Below are 16,674 nucleotides of genomic sequence, written 5' to 3' on the forward strand. Positions count from 1 at the left end.
CCGGATCGAGGCCATCCAGGCCGACACCGATGCCGCGATCGCGGCCATCGGGGGGATCAGCGCGGTCATCACGACCGTCAGCGAGCACTCCACCACCATCGCCGCCGCGGTGGAGGAGCAGAGCGCCACCTCCGGGGAGATGAGCCGCAACATCTCCCAGGCCGCGGTCGGCGCCGACGACATCGCCGCCGGCATCACCGCGGTCGCCGACGCCGCGCAGACCACCACCGCCGGGGTGGCCGAGGCCCGCCGGACCGCCGGTCAGCTCGATGAGGTCGCCGCCGAACTGCACGGCATCGTGGACCAGTTCGCCGTCTGAAGGTCCGGCCACCGGCGCGGGTGGCGGCCCCGTACAGGGCTGTCCCCCGCGCCGGCGGTCCTCGAGCGGGGCGCGTGAGTCGGCTCCACCGAAGCCGGAGCGGCTCACGGGAGGGGACACCCCTTAGATTGGTCGGCGTGACAACGGAGTCCTACGACCTTTATCCCGTCGCCCGCCTGGCCGCCGCGCAGGAGGCGACCGCCGCCGCCGGGCTCGACGCCCTGCTGCTCACCCCCGGCCCCGACCTGCGCTACGTGACCGGCTACCAGGCGCTGCCGCTGGAGCGGCTCACCTGCCTGGTGCTGCCCGCCGAGGGCGACGCCTTCCTGATGGTGCCGCGGCTGGAGCTGCCCGCGGCCGAGCACTCCCCGGCCGCGAGGCTCGGCATCGAGTTCGTGGCCTGGGACGAGACCGACGACCCCTACGCGGCCGTCGGTGCCCGCCTGGGCGCGGCGGCCAGGGTCGGCCTGGCCGACCGGATGTGGGCGATGCAGTCGCTGCGCTTCCGCGACGCGCTGCCCGGAGCCGAGCAGGTGCTCGCCGGGACGGTCCTGCGGGGCCTGCGGATGCGCAAGAGCGCCGCCGAGGCCGCCGCGCTGCGCGAGGCCGGAGCCGCGATCGACGCGGTCCACGCGCAGGTGCCCGGCTTCCTGAAGGAAGGGCGGACCGAGCGCGAGGTGGGCCGGGACATCGCCGAGGCGATCATCGCCGCCGGCCACGAGACGGTCGACTTCGTCATCGTCGGCTCCGGGCCCAACGGCGCGAGCCCGCACCACGAGCTGTCCGACCGGGTCATCCGGGCCGGCGAGCCGGTGGTGGTCGACATCGGCGGGCAGATGCCCAGCGGCTACTGCTCCGACTCCACCCGCGTCTACTCGGTCGGCGAGCCCCCGGCGGACTTCCTGCGCTACTACGACGTGCTCCAGCGCGCCCAGGAGGCGGCCTGCGCCGCCGTACGGCCCGGCGTGCCGTGCGAGGCGGTCGACGCCGCGGCCCGCGAGGTGATCGCGGCCGAGGGCTACGGCGAGCACTTCATCCACCGGACCGGTCACGGTATCGGCCTGGAGACCCACGAGGAGCCCTACATCGTCGCGGGCAACGCCGAGCCGCTGGCCCCGGGCTTCGCCTTCTCCGTCGAGCCGGGCGTCTACCTGCCCGGGACGCACGGCGCCCGGATCGAGGACATCGTGATCTGCACCGAGGACGGCGGAGAGCGGGTCAACCACCGCCCCCGCGAGCTGGTCGTCGTCTAGGCCCGCACTCCCGCCCGGACCTCCGCCCGGGCCGGGCGGGGGTCCGTCGGCGTTCGGCTGATGCCAGAATCGGGGTGGCGGGTGATCCCTGCCACCCTTTTCCACTGTTCCACGCCCATGATCTGGAGTGTGCGGAGATGTCCGTCGAGCGCGTCCTTCCCAGCCCCGAGGCCCACGACCTGCTGGACCTGGTCCGCGACCTGGTCGGCAAGGAGGTCGCGCCCCGGGCCTCCGCCGACGAGTCCGCCGGGCGCTTCCCGCGCGAGGTGTTCACCGTCCTCGGCCGTGCCGGGCTGCTCGGCCTGCCCTACCCCGAGGAGCACGGCGGGGCCGCGCAGCCGTACGAGGTGTACCTCCAGGTGATCGAGGAGCTGGCCGCCGGCTGGCTGGCGGTCGGGCTGGGCCTGTCGGTGCACACGCTCTCGTGCTTCCCGGTCGCGGCCTACGGCACCGCCGGGCAGCGGGCCGAGCTGCTGCCGGACATGCTCGGCGGCGGGCTGCTGGGCGCCTACTGCCTGTCGGAACCGCACTCCGGCTCCGACGCGGCGGCCCTGACGACCCGCGCGGTGCCGGACGCCGGCGGCTACACCGTGGACGGGGTCAAGGCCTGGATCACCCACGGCGGGGTCGCGGACTTCTACACCCTGATGGCCCGCACGTCCGACGACGGGGCGCGCGGGATCTCCTGCTTCCACGTCCCGGCCTCCACCGCCGGGGTCTCGTCCGCCGCCCCGGAGAAGAAGATGGGCATGCGCTCCTCGCCGACCGCGCAGGTCCGCTTCGACGGGGTGCGGCTCGAGCCGGGCGCGCTGCTCGGCGCGGAGGGGGAGGGCTTCCGCATCGCGATGGCCGCGCTGGACGGCGGCAGGCTCGGCATCGCCGCCTGCGCGGTCGGGGTGGCCCAGGCGGCCTTCGAGGCCGCCACCGCCTACGCCAGGGAGCGCCGCCAGTTCGGGTCGCGCATCGTCGACTTCCAGGGCGTCTCCTTCATGCTGGCCGACATGGCCACCCAGATCGCCGCGGCCCGCGCCCTCTACCTCGACGCGGCCAGGGCGCGCGACGCGGGCCGGCCGTACGGCACGCAGGCGGCGATGGCCAAGCTGTTCGCCACCGACATGTGCATGAAGGTCACCACCGACGCCGTCCAGGTCCTCGGCGGCTACGGCTACGTGGAGGACTTCCCGGTCGAGCGGTACATGCGCGAGGCGAAGGTCCTGCAGATCGTCGAGGGCACCAACCAGGTGCAGCGCCTCGTGATCGGCCGCGCGCTGGCCCGGTGACGCGAGGCGGAGGTCTCTCCGGCGGGTCGCCTCTCCGGCTCTCCGGCGGGGCGGGGACCGCCGGGCGGGCGCGGACCCGCCACCCGGCGGTCCCCTCCGGCGGTCCCCTCCGACGGCCCCGGCCGGGAGGACCGCTCCGGCGGCCCCCCGTCCCGGAGAAGAAATCCCGGGGCGCTGTCGATCCGGTCGTCCCCTGTTCGTCGTCATGATGTACGGCGACCGCCGTACGGGGAACACGACAGGATCGGAACGAGACCACCATGAAGTACATGCTGCTCATCCACGCGGGTGCCGTCGACGAGAACGGCGCGGCCGCCGAGTGCACCGTCGAGGACTGGACGGCCTACGACAAGGCGGTGCGGGACGCCGGGATCCACGTCTCGGGCGAGTCGCTGGCCGACCTGGTCACCGCCACGACGGTCCGGGTCGGCCCGTCCGGCGAGCGGACCGTCACCGACGGGCCGTTCGCCGAGACCCGGGAGGTCCTGGGCGGCTTCTACGTCATCGACGTCCCCGACCTCGACGTCGCGCTCGACTGGGCGGCCCGCTGCCCCGGCTCGTGGGGCAGCGGAGCGGTCGTGGTGCGGCCGGTCGCCGACTTCGGGGCCTGACGCGATGCGGGACGACGGCCGGGGAGCCGGAGCGGACGCGGCGGTGGAGGCGCTGTTCCGCGAGGAGTACGGCCGGCTGCTGGCCTCCCTCGTGCGCCGCTTCGGCGACCTCGACCTGGCCGAGGAGGTCGCCTCCGAGGCGGTCGAGGCGGCGCTGGCGCACTGGCCGGTGGACGGCGTGCCGGACAGGCCCGGTGCCTGGCTGCTGACGACGGCGCGGCGCAAGGCCGTCGACCGGCTGCGCCGGGACAAGGCCTACGCCGCCCGGCTGGCCGTCCTGCAGATCGAGGCGGAGCGGGCCGGACCCGTTCCGCCCCCGGAGGCCGACGGCGGCCTGCCCGACGAGCGGCTGCAGCTCTTCTTCACCTGCGCCCACCCGGCCCTGGCCGCCGACGACCGCGCGGCGCTGGTGCTGCGCTGCCTGGCCGGGCTGACGACGCCCGAGGTCGCGCGGGCCTTCCTCGTCCCGTCCGCGACGATGGCCCAGCGGATCGTGCGGGCCAAGAAGAAGATCCGCCAGGCCCGGATCCCGTTCCGCGTGCCCGGCGCCGACGAGCTGCCCGAACGCCTCCCCGGTGTGCTCCAGGTCCTGTACTCGATCTTCACCGAGGGGTACGCGGCCAGTTCGGGCGCGGACCTGCAGCGGCTCGGCCTCGCCGAGGAGGCGATCCGGCTGGCGCGGATCCTGCGCCGGCTGATGCCCGCCGAACGGGAGGTCGCCGGACTGCTCGCGCTGATGCTGATGGTCCACGCGCGGCGCGAGGCCCGGACCGGCCCGGACGGCGGGCTCGTGCTCCTGGCGGACCAGGACCGGAGCCGCTGGGACCGCACGATGATCGAGGAGGGCCGGGAGCTGGTGCTCGCCGCGCTGAGCGGCGGCCCGCCGGGCGCGTACGGCGTGCAGGCCGCGATCGCCGCGTTGCACGACGAGGCGGCGGACGTCGCGACCACCGACTGGCCGCAGATCGTGGCGCTCTACGACGTGCTGCTCGCGCTCGGGCCCTCCCCGGTCGTCGCGCTCAACCGGGCCGTGGCGGTGGCGATGCGCGACGGCCCCGAGGCCGGTCTGAGGCTGCTCGACGGCCTGGCCGGTGAGCCGCGCCTGCGCGACCACCACCCGTACGCGGCGGCCCGCGCCGACCTGCTGCAGCGGCTCGGCCGGTTCCCCGAGGCCGCGGACGCCTACCGCGAGGCGCTCGGCCTGGCCGGCACCGAGCCCGAGCGAGCCCACCTGCGCCGCCGCCTGGCCGCCGTCGAGCCAGCCTGCTGAGACGGCGCCTGGCCGCCGCCGAGTTCTCCTGCCGCGACGGCGCCTGGCCGTCGTCGAGCCATCCGGTCCGGGCGGCGCCCGGCCGCCCCGCCTCATTCCCGGCGTGCCACCGGATGGCCACGGAGAGCGACATTCGATCCGCATGACGTGACCAAGGAGCCGGACATGCAACCTGATGAGATCCTCGCGATGACCGAGGCCGAATGGCTCGGTCTCGCCGACTTCCTCGACGACCTCACCGACCGGGAGTGGCGGACGGACTCCCTCTGCCCGGGCTGGACCGTGCACGAGGTCGCCGCCCACGTGAGCATGTCGGCCCGCTCGACGCTCCTGGGCACGCTCGGCGGCGTGATCCGGGCACGGGGCGACTTCAACAGGATGGTCGCCACCGAGGCCCGGGAGCGGGCGGCCCGGTTCGCGCCGGCGGCGCTCGTCGCACAGATCCGCGAGACCGCCGGATCGTCCCGCCGCATGCCGGGCTCCAGCCGGTTCGACCCGCTCGTCGACGCGCTCGTCCACGGGCAGGACATCGCCCGCCCGCTCGGACGCGTACGGCGGATGCCCGCCGCACCGGTCGTGGCGGCGCTCGAGCACGCCCGCGTCAGCCGCTTCTACGGTTCCCGCAAGCGGTTCCGCGGCATGCGGCTGATCGCCACCGATCTGGACTGGTCGGCCGGTGAGGGGCCTGACGAGCTGCGCGGCCCGGCGGGAGATCTGCTCCTGGTGGCCACCGGCCGGTCTGCGGGCCTCGCGGCCCTGTCCGGCTCCGGCGTCGGGCGCCTGGCGGCCGCACTGTGACGGCTCCGGGGCCGACGGGCGAAGCGCCCGGACCACGGCGAGGAACCCGGCCGGGCCCCGGGCAGGTGGTCGGTCAGAGGGACGGGGCCTCCCGGATCCGCGGCCTGACGTGCCGCGGATCGGGCGCGGGGGCGTCAGAGGGTCTTGGCCAGGGCGACGAGCTGGTCCAGGGCGGCGCCCCAGCCCTCGATGAAGCCCATGTCGGCGTGCTTCTTGTTGTCCTCGGGGGTCTGGTGCATGGCGATGGCCCGGTAGCGGGTGCCGCCGGAGTCGGTCGGCTGGAGCTCGATGATCGCGGTGAAGGCCATCTCGCCGGGCTGCGGGCGGTAGCCGGGGGCCAGGGCGCTGGTCCACACCAGCCGCTCTTCGGGGAGCACCTCCAGGTAGCAGCCTGCTCCGTCGAACTCCTCACCCTCGGGGGAGCGCATCACGGTGCGGAAGATCCCGCCGGGGCGCAGGTCGATCTCGCAGTGCGGCGTCTCGTAGGGCTTGGGGGCGAACCACTGGGTGAGGAGGTCGGGGGTGGTCCATGCCTTCCAGACGAGCGCGGGGGGCACGTCGACCTCCCGCTCGAGCTGGATGTCGAGGTCGGGGTCGAGGGTGTACGGGGTGAACGTCATTTCTGCTCCTTGAGGGTGGTGAGGAAGTGGTCGAGCTGGTCGAGGCGGCGCTGCCAGAGGTGGCGTTGGCGGGCCAGCCAGCCGTCGGCGATCTCGAGGGTGTCAGGGGTGAGCCGGTAGGTGCGGGTCCGGCCCTGTTTGGCCGAGGTGACCAGGCCGGCCCGCTCCAGCACGGCCAGGTGCTGGGTGAACGACGGGAGCGCCATGGCGAAGGGCCGGGCCAGCTCCGAGGTGGTGGCGGGGCCGGCGGCGAGCCGTTCGATCACCTTGCGTCGGGTCGGGTCGGCCAGGGCCTGGAAGACCTGGTCGAGCCGGGCCTGTTCGTTTGGGCACACATCCGAGTATGGCTCCGATCGATACTTAGGTCAATACCTAAGTATCGATCGACGGCGGTGACGGTTCCGGACGGGGGAGCAGTGATCGGGCTCCCGGTCCGCCTGCGGCGGCCGGCTTCCACCGGGAGAGCGCCGGCACCCGGCCGGCGTCTCGCGGAGTGGACGGCGGGTCCGGATCGTGACCGGAGGTTGGTCATGGTCCGGGTGGGATCGCGCTACCTTGGGCGGGTGGAGGAGATCGACCGCCGGATCGTGACGTTGCTGGCCGAGGACGGCCGGATGAGCTTCACCGACCTCGCCCGCGAGACGGGCCTGTCGGTCTCGGCGGTGCACCAGCGGGTGCGCCGGCTGGAGAAGCGCGGGGTGGTGCGCGGTTACGCGGCGCTGGTGGACTACGACGAGATCGGCCTGCCGCTCACCGCGTTCGTCTCCATCAAGCCGATCGACCCGGCCGCCGCCGACGACGCCCCCGACCGGCTGTCGCACCTGAGCGCCATCGAGGCCTGCCACAGTGTCGCGGGCGACGAGAGCTACATCCTCAAGGTGCGGGTGGCCTCGCCCGTCGCGCTGGAGGAGCTGCTCAACCAGATCCGCACCGCGGCCAACGTCTCCACCCGGACCACCGTCGTGCTCAGCACGCCGTACGAGCACCGCGCGCCCGAGCTGATGGGGAAGCCTGCGGAGGAGCCCTCGTAGGTCCCGCTCGCCCGCCGCGCCCCAGCGGCGACGCGGGCCCCGGGTCCGGACACCCGGCCGGGACGCTCAAGCCGGGACGTCCAGGCCGGGACGCTCAGACCGGGACGCTCAGACCGGGACGCGGAACCGGTCGCGCAGGCGCGCCTTGGCCTCCTCACTCGCGCCGAGGGCGTCCAGGCCCAGCAGGGCGGCGCCCACGACGGGCGGGAGGGCGGCGACGACCAGTTCGGCCCTGGGCGCCCGCTCGGCGAAGCGCCGCCGGATCATGCCGTCCAGCAGCGGGTCGCGGGCGGTCAGCACCCCGCCGCCCAGCACCACCTCGGCGGGGGAGTCCAGCAGGCCGAGGCGGCGCAGCGCGACGACCGCGAGCACGACGACCTCGTCGGCCATGCGCGCCAGGAGCGAGCGCGCCACCGCGTCGCCCGCCGCGGCCGCCGACATCAGCACCGGCACCAGCTCGTGCAGCCGGGCGTGGGGCAGGTCGCCGAAGTGCACGCCGAGCGTCACCTCCTCGACGGTGCGGGTGCCGAAGTGCTCGCGCACGGCGCGTTCCAGCGCGGTGGCCGGGCCGCGCCCGTCCTCGGCGCGCACGGCGTGCCAGAGGGCCTCCTCGCCGAGGACGAGGCCGCCGCCCCAGTCGCCGCTGATCCTGCCGAGCGCGGGGAAGCGGGCGACCTCGCCGGTGGGGGAGACGCCGACCGCGTTGACGCCCGCCCCGCAGACCACCGCCACGCCCGAGGGACCGGAGGCCCCGGCCCGCAGCAGGGCGAAGGTGTCGTTGCCGACCACCGCCTCCCGTCCGTAGCCGCGGGCGAGGATCTCGTCGCGGAGCGTCTCCTCCTCCACCGGCAGGTCCGCGCCCGCCACGTAGGCGGCCACGTGGTCGGCGAACGGCGGGGCCGCCTGCGGGCCGAGCGCGTGCCGTACCGCGTCGCGGAGCACGTCGATCGCGGCGCCCACGCCCTCGCTCTGCGGCCGGAAGCCGTCGCCGCGGCCGGTGGCCAGGACGGTGCCGTCCTCGGCCACCAGCGCGACGTCGGTCTTGCTGTTGCCGCCGTCCACGGCCAGCACGGTTCGCAGGCGCCCGCCGCCCGCGGCCGACACCGTCCCCATGCGCCTGCCGCTCCCGGTGCGCCCGTCGTCTCCGGCCGGTACGGTCCTCACGCGCCCGCCGCCCAGGGCAGGTGCGGGCGGTTGGCCTCGACCAGGCGGCGGGCCAGGTCACCGGAGAGGGAGGCCTGCCCGATGAGCGGGTGGGCCAGGAGCGCGTCGGCGACCCGCTCCTCGCCGCCGTGCAGCGCCGCCTCCAGGGCCAGCGTCTCGTACGCGGTGACGTGCGCGATGAGGCCCGCGTGGAGCGGCTCCACGGGGTCGACCGGCAGCGCCTCGGCCCCGGCGGCGGTGATCGTCGCGGGCACCTCGACGACCGCCTCGGGCGGCAGGAACGGCAGCGCGCCGTCGTTGCGCAGGTTGACCACCTGGACGTCGCCGCGGTCGCCGAGCAGCGAGGAGATCAGCGCGACGGCGGCCTCGGAGTAGAACGCGCCGCCGCGCTCGCCCAGCAGCTCGGGCTTGGTGTCCACCGCCGGGTCGGCGTACAGCTCCAGCAGCCGGGCCTCCATCGCCGCGACCTCGGCCGCGCGCGAAGGCCTGGCCCGCTGCTCGGCGACGACGCGGTCGTGCTCGTAGAAGTAGCGCAGGTAGTAGGAGGGCACCACGCCGAGGCGGCGGAGCAGCGCGGCGTCCAGGCCGACGTCGCGGGCGATCTCCTCGCCGTGCTCGTCCAGCAGCCGGGGCAGCACGTCCACGCCGTCGAGCAGGACGGAGCGCTCCCAGGTCAGGTGGTTCAGCCCGACGTGGCCCAGGGAGATCCGCTCGGGCGCGACGCCCAGCGCGGCGGCGAAGCGGCGCTGGAAGCCGATGGCCACGTTGCACAGGCCGATGGCGCGGTGCCCGGCCTCCAGCAGCGCCCGGGTGACGATGCCGACCGGGTTGGTGAAGTCGACGATCCAGGCGCCGGGCGCGTGCCGGCGGACCTGCTCGGCGATGTCCAGCACCACCGGGACGGTGCGCAGCGCCTTCGCCAGACCGCCCGCGCCGGTCGTCTCCTGGCCGACGCAGCCGCACTCCAGCGGGAGCGTCTCGTCGACGTCGCGCGCGGCCTGCCCGCCGACGCGCAGCTGCAGGAGCACGGCCTGCGCCCCGGCGACCCCCTCGGGGACCGAGGCGGTCGCGGTGACCCTCGCCGGATGGCCGGCGCGGGCCAGCATCCGGCGGGCCATGCCGCCGACCAGGTCGAGGCGGGAGGCGTCCGGGTCGACCAGCGCGACCTCGGTGACGGGAAGCTCCTCCCGCAGCCGCGCGAACCCGTCGATCAGCTCGGGCGTGTACGTCGAGCCGCCCCCGACAACGGCGAGTTTCAACCCTTCACTCCTGTCAAGGTGACGCCCTCGATGAAGACTCTCTGGGCGAGGAAGAACACGATTATCACAGGTGCCATGACGAGCAGCGTGGCCGCCATGGTGAGGTTCCACTGCACGCTGTGCAGGGCCTTGAAGGACGCCAGCCCGATGGAGAGCGTCCAGTTGTCCACGTTCGTGGAGGCGTACAGCAGCGGGCCGTAGTAGTCGTTCCAGCAGTAGAAGAACTGGAACAGCGCCACCGCGGCGACGGCGGGCCGGGCCATGGGCAGGACGATCCGCAGCAGCGTCGCCAGGTCCGAGCAGCCGTCGACCCGGGCCGCCTCGGTGTACTCCCTGGGGATCGTCAGCAGGAACTGGCGGAGCAGGAAGACCGAGAAGGCGTCGCCGAGCAGCATGGGCAGGACCAGCGGCCAGAGCGTGCCGGTCAGCTCGGCGCGGGCCCAGATCAGGTAGACCGGTACGGCGACCACCTGCGGCGGCAGCATCATCATCGTGATGACGGCCAGGAAGGCGGCCCGGCGGCCGGGGAAGCGGAAGCGGGCCAGCGCGTAGGCCACCGGGACCGACGACAGCAGCATGAACGCGGTGCCCAGGCCCGCGTACAGCATCGTGTTGCCGATCCAGAGCAGCAGGGGCGAGCGGGCGAACACCTCGGCGAAGTTGCCCCAGTTCCACGAGCGCGGCCACAGTTCGCTGGTCAGCGCCTGCTGGTCGGTCATGAGCGCGGTGAGCGCGATGAACACCAGCGGGGCGACGAACATGATCGCGAGCGCGATCGCGATGGAGTGGACGGCGATCCAGTGCAGGGTCCGCCGCCTGCGGAGGCTCCGGGCGGTCGGGCGGCGGGCGGCGGAGGCCGGAGTCCGGCCGAGGGTGGCGGGTGCGGTGTTCACGAGACCTCCTCGAGTCCGCGGAATCGGCGCAGCAGGACCAGGGTGAGCAGCATCGACGCGGCGAACAGCAGCAGTGCGAGCACGCACGCGTACCCCATGGAGAAGTCGCGGAAGCCCATCTGGAACAGCCACTGGGGCAGGGTCAGGGTGGACATCTCCGGGTAGCCGGGGGTGAAACTGCTGCCGGGGGAGTCGGTGGAACCGGAGGCGACCCGGGCGGCGATCATCGCCTGGGTGAAGTACTGCAGGGCGTAGATGACGCCGGTGACCGCCGAGAAGAGCAGCACCGGGGAGATCGTCGGCAGGGTGACGCTGCGGAACCGCCGCCAGGCTCCCGCCCCGTCGAGCGCGGCCGCCTCGTACAGGTGCCTGGGCACGTCCAGCAGGGCCGCCAGGAAGATGACCATGGTGTTGCCGGTGCCCCACATGCCGAGCAGGGTCAGGCTCGGCTTGGACCAGTCCCTGTCGCCGAACCAGTCCGGGCCAGTGATCCCGAACAGCTCCAGGAACTGGTTCATCGGGCCGGTGGCCGGGTTGAGCAGGAACACGAACGCGACCGTGCCCGCCACCGTCGGGATCAGCGAGGGCAGGTAGAAGACGGTCCGGAAGAACCCGGCCCCCGCCTTCAGCCGGGTGACCAGCCAGGCCACCCCCAGGGCGAAGAGCAGCTGGGCGGGGACCATGAAGACGACCAGCCACAGGGTGTTGCCGATCGAGGTGAGGGCCCGGTCGTCGGTCAGCAGGTAGCGGTAGTTGTCCAGGCCGACGAACTCCAGCGTGAACAGGTCGTAGCGGTGGAAGGAGAAGTAGACGGTCGCGGCGAGCGGGTAGAGGAAGAAGACCGCGAAGCCGATCAGCCAGGGCGACAGCCACACGAGGGCCCGCAGGCCCTCGCGGCGCCGCCGGGCGGGCGGCGCCGCAGGGGTGGGACTCATCGGAGATCAGCCCCCGGAGAGCTTGTGCTTGTCGTTGATGCGCTTGTCGACCCCGGCCAGACCGGCGTCGAGGTCCTTGACGGCGCCCTTCTCCCACTCGACGAGGAAGGCGGTGAAGGCCTCCTGGTTGAAGACGCTGTTGACGTTCGGCGGGAGCGTGCTCGTCTTCGGGTGGTTGAAGATGTCGAGGAAGGTCTGGAAGTTCGCGTCCTTCTTCAGGTCGGGCGAGTCCATCGCGGCCCTGGTCGTCGGCACGTTGCGCAGCGCGTTGGAGAGCGTCACCAGGCTGCCGGTGTCGGTGGTCAGGTGCTTGACGAGCTCCCAGGCGTGCTGCGGGTGCTTCGCGCCCTTCGGCACGCCGATCACGGTGCCCGCGGTGAAACCGCTGCCGTACAGCTCGGGCCGGTCGTCGGCGACGGGGATCGGGGCGGTGCCGTAGTCGAGGTCCGCCGCGTTGTTGGCGATCATGGCATTGCGCCACTCGCCGTCGACCGCCATCGCGACCTTGCCCTCGTGGAAGGGGTGCTCGGCGCCCCACTCGTCGCCCAGGCCCTTGCGGAACCTGTCGAGCTTGTCGTGGCCGTACCAGTCGACGAGCTCCTTCTGCCAGGTGAGGAGCTTCTTCCAGGCCGGGTCGGAGCCGATGGCCGAGGTGCCGTCCTCGTTGTACCACCTGGCCCCGACCATCGGGCCCAGGTGGGAGGGGGAGTTCTCGTAGTACTGGAAGCTGGGGATGAAGCCGGCGACCTCGATGTTCCCGTCGGCGTCGCGGACGGTGAGCTTCTTGGCCAGTGCGGTCAGCTCCGAGAGGGTCTTCGGCGGTTGCTCGCCCTTCATCAGGGCCTTGTTGTAGTAGAGGCCGTAGGCGTCGGCGAGCATCGGCAGCGTGCAGCGCCGGCCCTCGAACTCGGTGTAGGAGCGCGCGGCCGCCGGGAGCACCGACAGGTCGACGCCGTCCTGCTCGATCACCGGGGTCAGGTCCTGGAAGACCCCGCTGCGGCACCACTGGGCCACGTTGTCGGTGGTGAAGGAGGCCGCCACGTCGGGGGCCGTGCCGCCCCGGACGGCCTGGGTGATCTGGTCGTCCTGGACGCCCTTGGTGAGTTTGACGGTGATCTGCGGGAACTTCTTCCGGAATCCGGCGACGGCGTCCTCGAACGCCTTGACCTCGCTGTCGGCGCTGAACCCGTGCCAGAGCTCGATGGTCGCCGCGGGCAGCGCCGCGGCGGCGCTCCCGGAGGGTTTCGGCTGGGATCCGAGCGCGGGCGCGCTCCGGTCGCCCGCGGTGCAGGCGGTCAGGGCCGCGGCCGCGACGGCGGCCGTGGCGAGGGTGAGAAACCGTCGGTTCACGACAGTGGCCTCCTCGATCGGGGGGTGGGATGACCGGATGAATCAGGAGAGCTGAGGGTTCCGTGGAAGGTGGAAGCAGGCAGGCGGAGACAGGTGGTGACAGGTGGCGGCAGGAAGAGGGCTATGAGGGCAGGGTGGAGCTGAAGACCTCGTCGCGGGCGGCGGCGAGGGCGAGGTCGAGGGCGCCGGCCAGGACCGGGTTGCCCTCGACGGCCGAGAGCAGCAGCGGGGGCCGGGGGATGGTCAGCGCGTGCAGTTCCTCCTCCACCAGGCCGCGCAGCAGCTCGCCGCCGGCCAGGAGGGTGCCGCCGGTCAGCACGACGATCTCCGGGTCGACGACCGCGGTGATCGAGGCCAGGCCGACGGCCAGGCGGCCGGCGACGTCGCGCAGGCCCGCCAGGGCCGCCGGGGCCTCCCGCCCGCCGGATCCGGCGGCCCGCACGGCCTCGCCCACGGCGGAGGCGGGCCCGTCGCCGCGCACGCCGTACGAGCGCAGGATCCTGAGCACCGCGGAGCCGCCGCCGAGCGCCTGGTAGCCGTGGTCGCCGTAGCGCCCGGTCTGGCGGGCGGTGGGCGCGCCGGGAGCGGGCATGTAGCCGATCTCGCCCGCGCCGCCGGTGGCGCCGCGGTGCAGCCGCCCGCCGAGCACCAGCGCCGCGCCGAGGCCCTCGTCGGCCCAGAGCAGCACGAAGTCGCGGTGCCCGCGGGCCGAGCCGTGCGCCTGCTCGGCCTGGGCGACCAGGTTGACGTTGTTCTCGACCGAGAGCCGGACGCCCAGCCGCCGGCCGAGGGTGGTGACGAGGCCGGGCGCCAGCCAGCCGGGCAGGTCCTCGGCGGTGGCGTAGCCGAGTGTGCCGGTGCCGGGGTCCGGCGCGCCCTGCACGCCGACGACCACGTGCCGCAGGGCGGCGGGGGCGTGCGCGCCGTCGAGGGCGGCGCGCACGTTGCGCACGGCGTCCTCGGTGGCCTCTCCGGTGTCCCGGGAGCCGCGGGGGGCCGGAGTGGACTGCCGGTACTCGCCGACCACCGCGCCGGTGATGTCGGCGACCCTGGCGTCGATGTGGGTGCGGGTGACGTCCAGTGCGGCGACGTACGCGGCGGACGGGTTGAGCCGGTAGACCTCGGCGGTGCGCCCCGGCAGCCCCTCCCGGACGCCGCCCGGCACGACGAGCCCCGCCTCCTGCAGCCGGAGGAGGAGCTGCGAGGCGGTGGGCTTGGACAGGCCGGTGAGGGCGCCGATCTCCGGGCGGGTCAGCGGGCCGCGTTCCAGGAGCGCCTGGAGCGCGGCCCGGTCGTTGATGGCGCGCAGCAGGCTCGGGGTGCCCGGTGTCGGCTGAGGCACGGACCCTCCAGGACGTCGTCTTCAAGTTAGGAAAGTTTCCTAACTTGAAGGGAATCTAAGGAGGCCGGAGGCGGGCGTCAAGGAGGGCGGGCGCGACGAGACCAAGCCGTGACGGTGACGGGCGGAGGGCGTCCGGCGGCCGGAAAGGAGGCGGTCCGGGGAATGTGAACATCTCAACGGACCTGCTAGGGTGATGGTTTGTCATAACAACCAGCACAATGCATTTATATGGCCCGGAGTATCCTATTAGCGGCAAAGATAATGGAGCGACGGCAACCCGTCAAATCGAGCTCGCCAGGGAACAGGAGTATGTCACCTCGCTCTACGAGCGGCTCGACCTGTTGCGCGACCGCACCCAGCGGCAGCTCGACGGGGTGCTGGCCCAGGGCGGCGGCGGCACCCACCAGAACCGCTCGGAGCGCGACAGCTTCGCCGGGATGTACGCCGAGCGGCTGGCGCGGCTGTGGGCGGTGGAGAACGGCCTGTGCTTCGGCCGGCTCGACAACGCCGACCACACCTCCCTCTACATCGGCCGCATCGGCCTGGCCGACGACGACCAGCGCCGCCTGCTGATCGACTGGCGGGCACCGGTGGCGCAGCCGTTCTACCGGGCCACCCCCGCCTCCCCGATGGGCGTCACCCGCCGCCGCCACCTGCAGACCAAGGGCCGCAAGGTGATCGGCGTCGACGACGACCTGCTCGACCTCGACACCCTCAGCGACGAGGACGTGGCCACGCTCAACGGCGAGGCCGCGCTGCTGGCCTCGCTCGGCGCCCACCGCACCGGCCGGATGCGCGACATCGTGGCCACCATCCAGGCCGAGCAGGACCGCATCATCCGCTCGGACCTGTCCGGCGTGCTCGTCGTGCAGGGCGGGCCGGGCACCGGCAAGACCGTCGTGGCCCTGCACCGGGCGGCCTACCTGCTCTACACCCACCGGGAGAAGCTGGCCCGCCGGGGCGTGCTCATCCTCGGGCCCAACCTGACCTTCCTGCGCTACATCGAGCAGGTCCTGCCCTCCCTGGGCGAGACCGACGTGCTGCTGTCCACGGTCGCCGAGCTGTACCCCGGGATCACCGCGACCGCCGCCGAGCGGCCCGAGACGGCCGCGGTCAAGGGCGACGAGCGGATGGTCCAGGTCGTGGCGCGCGCCGTACGGGAGCGGCAGCGGGTGCCCCGGCGGCCGATCGAGATCAAGCTGGACCGCTACACCCTCAGCCTCGACGGCCGCACCCTGGAGGCCGCGCGCAACCGGGCCGCCCGCTCGCGCCGCCCCCACAACGAGGCCCGCGCGGTCTTCGTCCGCCACCTGCTCAACGCCCTCGCCCGGCAGGCGGCCAAGCTGCTGGGTAAGGGCGTCATCGACGACGACGAGCTGGCCGACCTGCGCGAGGAGCTCCGCACCGAGCAGCCGGTGAAGGCCGCCCTGAACCGGCTGTGGCCCTACACCACCCCGCAGCAGCTCCTGCTGGGGCTGTTCACCTCCCGCGAGCGGCTCGAGTACGCTGCGGCCGAGCTGAGCCCGGCCGAGCGCGCGCTGCTGCTGCGCGAGCCGCCCCGCAAGGGGGAGGGCTGGTGGTCGCCCGCCGACGTGGCCCTGCTGGACGAGGCCGCCGAGCTGCTCGGCGAGATAGATCCCGGGGTGCTGCGGGCCGGGGCGTGGATGGCCGAGGAGGAGCAGGCCGCCGCCCGCGCCGCCGCGCGCGAGGAGGACAGCATGCAGCTCGCCTACGCCAAGGAGGTGCTGGAGCTGACCGGCCTGTCGGAGATCATGGACGCGGAGAAGTTCGCCGCCCGGCACCTGGGCGACGAGTTCTACCTCACCACCGCCGAGCGGGCCGCGGGCGATCGCACCTGGGCCTTCGGCCACATCATCGTGGACGAGGCGCAGGAGCTGTCGCCGATGGACTGGCGGATGGTCATGCGCCGGTGCCCCACCCGGTCGATGACGATCGTCGGCGACCTGGCGCAGACCGCGTCGGCGGCCGGGGCCCGCTCCTGGGAGCGGGTGCTCGACCCCTACGTGGGCGGGCGCTGGCGGGTCGAGAACCTCAGCGTCAACTACCGCACCCCCACCGAGCTGATGGCCGTGGCCGCCGCCGTGCTCCCGCTGGTCGGTCCCGGGCTCACCGCGCCCGCCTCGGTCCGGGAGACCGGCGAGCGGCCCTGGGCGGCCTCCCCGCTGGAGTCCCTGCCCGAGGTGGTCAAGGCCGAGATCGTCGAGGGCGGCCGCCTGGCGGTGCTCGTCCCCGAGTCCCTCCGGGCCGAGCTGGGGGAGGCGGTGACCCGGGCCGTCGACGGCGCGGTCGCCGGGCCCGGCACGGCGGCCCTGGACGCCCCCGCGGCGGTCCTGAGCGTCGCCGAGGCCAAGGGCCTGGAGTTCGACACCGTCATCGTGGTCGAGCCGGACCGCATCCTGGGCGAGTCCCCCCGCGGGGCGAGCGACCTGTACGTCGCACTGACCCGGGCGACGCGACGGCTCGGCGTGGTCCACGGCGCCCCGCTCCCCGCACCGCTCGCCGGGCTCGAGCGGCGCGGGGACGGCTGA

Annotated in this window: 16 protein-coding genes; 8 read left to right on the forward strand and 8 right to left on the reverse strand. The window is 73.8% G+C overall.

Features of this window, described 5'->3' with window-relative positions; translation table 11 throughout:
• The 6 genes from IEZ07_RS31215 to IEZ07_RS31240 form a co-directional block, all read left to right on the forward strand.
• On the forward strand, positions 1-319 hold a 319-nt coding region (locus tag IEZ07_RS31215; protein ID WP_301549364.1), incomplete at its 5' end, for a hypothetical protein.
• Between the two features lie 137 nt (positions 320-456).
• On the forward strand, positions 457-1,572 hold the full coding sequence (locus tag IEZ07_RS31220; RefSeq protein WP_191898093.1) for a M24 family metallopeptidase: 1,116 nt from the start codon (positions 457-459) through the stop codon (positions 1,570-1,572).
• A 137-nt stretch (positions 1,573-1,709) separates the two neighbouring features.
• Entirely contained in the window at positions 1,710-2,852 is a 1,143-nt protein-coding gene (locus tag IEZ07_RS31225; RefSeq protein ID WP_191898094.1) for an acyl-CoA dehydrogenase family protein, read from the forward strand.
• Positions 2,853-3,112: 260 nt separating this feature from the next.
• Positions 3,113-3,463 carry a YciI family protein gene (locus IEZ07_RS31230; RefSeq protein WP_191898095.1) on the forward strand — a complete coding sequence of 117 codons (351 nt, stop codon included), beginning with the start codon at positions 3,113-3,115 and terminating at the stop codon, positions 3,461-3,463.
• Positions 3,464-3,467: 4 nt separating this feature from the next.
• The gene (locus IEZ07_RS31235) at positions 3,468-4,733 is read left to right on the forward strand and encodes an RNA polymerase sigma factor (RefSeq protein ID WP_191898096.1); all 1,266 of its coding nucleotides are present in this window, start codon (positions 3,468-3,470) and stop codon (positions 4,731-4,733) included.
• 165 nt (positions 4,734-4,898) lie between these two features.
• On the forward strand, positions 4,899-5,531 hold the full coding sequence (locus tag IEZ07_RS31240; protein ID WP_191898097.1) for a maleylpyruvate isomerase family mycothiol-dependent enzyme: 633 nt from the start codon (positions 4,899-4,901) through the stop codon (positions 5,529-5,531).
• 134 nt (positions 5,532-5,665) lie between these two features.
• Here the strand turns inward: IEZ07_RS31240 and IEZ07_RS31245 are convergent, their stop codons facing one another.
• Both IEZ07_RS31245 and IEZ07_RS31250 read right to left on the reverse strand, forming a co-directional pair.
• Positions 5,666-6,151: an SRPBCC family protein gene (locus IEZ07_RS31245; RefSeq protein ID WP_191898098.1), complete on the reverse strand. Its 486-nt coding sequence runs from the start codon at positions 6,149-6,151 to the stop codon at positions 5,666-5,668.
• Positions 6,148-6,486, reverse strand: a complete 339-nt coding sequence (locus tag IEZ07_RS31250; RefSeq protein ID WP_191898099.1) for an ArsR/SmtB family transcription factor — start codon at positions 6,484-6,486, stop codon at positions 6,148-6,150. Before IEZ07_RS31250 ends, IEZ07_RS31245 begins: the two co-directional genes overlap by 4 nt.
• Before the next feature lie 228 nt (positions 6,487-6,714).
• On the opposite strand from IEZ07_RS31250, the gene IEZ07_RS31255 reads away from it, so the two are divergent.
• Positions 6,715-7,182 (forward strand): Lrp/AsnC family transcriptional regulator, encoded by a 468-nt coding sequence (locus IEZ07_RS31255; RefSeq protein ID WP_196468668.1) that lies wholly within the window; start codon positions 6,715-6,717, stop codon positions 7,180-7,182.
• A gap of 108 nt (positions 7,183-7,290) precedes the next feature.
• Here IEZ07_RS31255 and IEZ07_RS31260 read toward each other — a convergent pair whose 3' ends face one another.
• The 6 genes from IEZ07_RS31260 to IEZ07_RS31285 form a co-directional block, all read right to left on the reverse strand.
• Complete coding sequence (locus IEZ07_RS31260) at positions 7,291-8,346, reverse strand: N-acetylglucosamine kinase (protein ID WP_239321098.1); 1,056 nt, start codon at positions 8,344-8,346, stop codon at positions 7,291-7,293.
• Positions 8,343-9,605: a 6-phospho-beta-glucosidase gene (locus IEZ07_RS31265; RefSeq protein ID WP_191898100.1), complete on the reverse strand. Its 1,263-nt coding sequence runs from the start codon at positions 9,603-9,605 to the stop codon at positions 8,343-8,345. Before IEZ07_RS31265 ends, IEZ07_RS31260 begins: the two co-directional genes overlap by 4 nt.
• Positions 9,602-10,498, reverse strand: a complete 897-nt coding sequence (locus tag IEZ07_RS31270) for a carbohydrate ABC transporter permease (protein ID WP_239321101.1) — start codon at positions 10,496-10,498, stop codon at positions 9,602-9,604. Before IEZ07_RS31270 ends, IEZ07_RS31265 begins: the two co-directional genes overlap by 4 nt.
• Positions 10,495-11,433 carry a carbohydrate ABC transporter permease gene (locus IEZ07_RS31275; RefSeq protein WP_191898101.1) on the reverse strand — a complete coding sequence of 313 codons (939 nt, stop codon included), beginning with the start codon at positions 11,431-11,433 and terminating at the stop codon, positions 10,495-10,497. Before IEZ07_RS31275 ends, IEZ07_RS31270 begins: the two co-directional genes overlap by 4 nt.
• Before the next feature lie 6 nt (positions 11,434-11,439).
• Positions 11,440-12,783, reverse strand: coding sequence for an ABC transporter substrate-binding protein (locus tag IEZ07_RS31280; RefSeq protein ID WP_191898102.1), 1,344 nt, complete (start codon positions 12,781-12,783; stop codon positions 11,440-11,442).
• Positions 12,784-12,904: 121 nt separating this feature from the next.
• A complete protein-coding gene (locus tag IEZ07_RS31285) occupies positions 12,905-14,125 on the reverse strand; it encodes an ROK family transcriptional regulator (protein ID WP_191898103.1) in 1,221 nt (406 codons plus the stop codon).
• Positions 14,126-14,343: 218 nt separating this feature from the next.
• Here IEZ07_RS31285 and IEZ07_RS31290 point away from each other — a divergent pair, with 218 nt between their 5' ends.
• Positions 14,344-16,674: a HelD family protein gene (locus IEZ07_RS31290; protein ID WP_191898104.1), complete on the forward strand. Its 2,331-nt coding sequence runs from the start codon at positions 14,344-14,346 to the stop codon at positions 16,672-16,674.

This window comes from Planomonospora parontospora (assembly GCA_014647935.1).
GTDB lineage: Bacteria > Actinomycetota > Actinomycetes > Streptosporangiales > Streptosporangiaceae > Planomonospora > Planomonospora parontospora.

What these genes read in the sequence shown, in the direction of transcription:
- IEZ07_RS31230 (WP_191898095.1), top strand. Translation starts at nt 3,113, where the DNA reads ATGAAGTACATGCTGCTCATCCACGCGGGTGCCGTCGACGAGAACGGC.
- IEZ07_RS31245 (WP_191898098.1), bottom strand. Translation starts at nt 6,151, where the DNA reads ATGACGTTCACCCCGTACACCCTCGACCCCGACCTCGACATCCAGCTC.
- IEZ07_RS31240 (WP_191898097.1), top strand. Translation starts at nt 4,899, where the DNA reads ATGCAACCTGATGAGATCCTCGCGATGACCGAGGCCGAATGGCTCGGT.
- IEZ07_RS31275 (WP_191898101.1), bottom strand. Translation starts at nt 11,433, where the DNA reads ATGAGTCCCACCCCTGCGGCGCCGCCCGCCCGGCGGCGCCGCGAGGGC.
- IEZ07_RS31225 (WP_191898094.1), top strand. Translation starts at nt 1,710, where the DNA reads ATGTCCGTCGAGCGCGTCCTTCCCAGCCCCGAGGCCCACGACCTGCTG.
- IEZ07_RS31235 (WP_191898096.1), top strand. Translation starts at nt 3,468, where the DNA reads ATGCGGGACGACGGCCGGGGAGCCGGAGCGGACGCGGCGGTGGAGGCG.
- IEZ07_RS31290 (WP_191898104.1), top strand. Translation starts at nt 14,344, where the DNA reads ATGCATTTATATGGCCCGGAGTATCCTATTAGCGGCAAAGATAATGGA.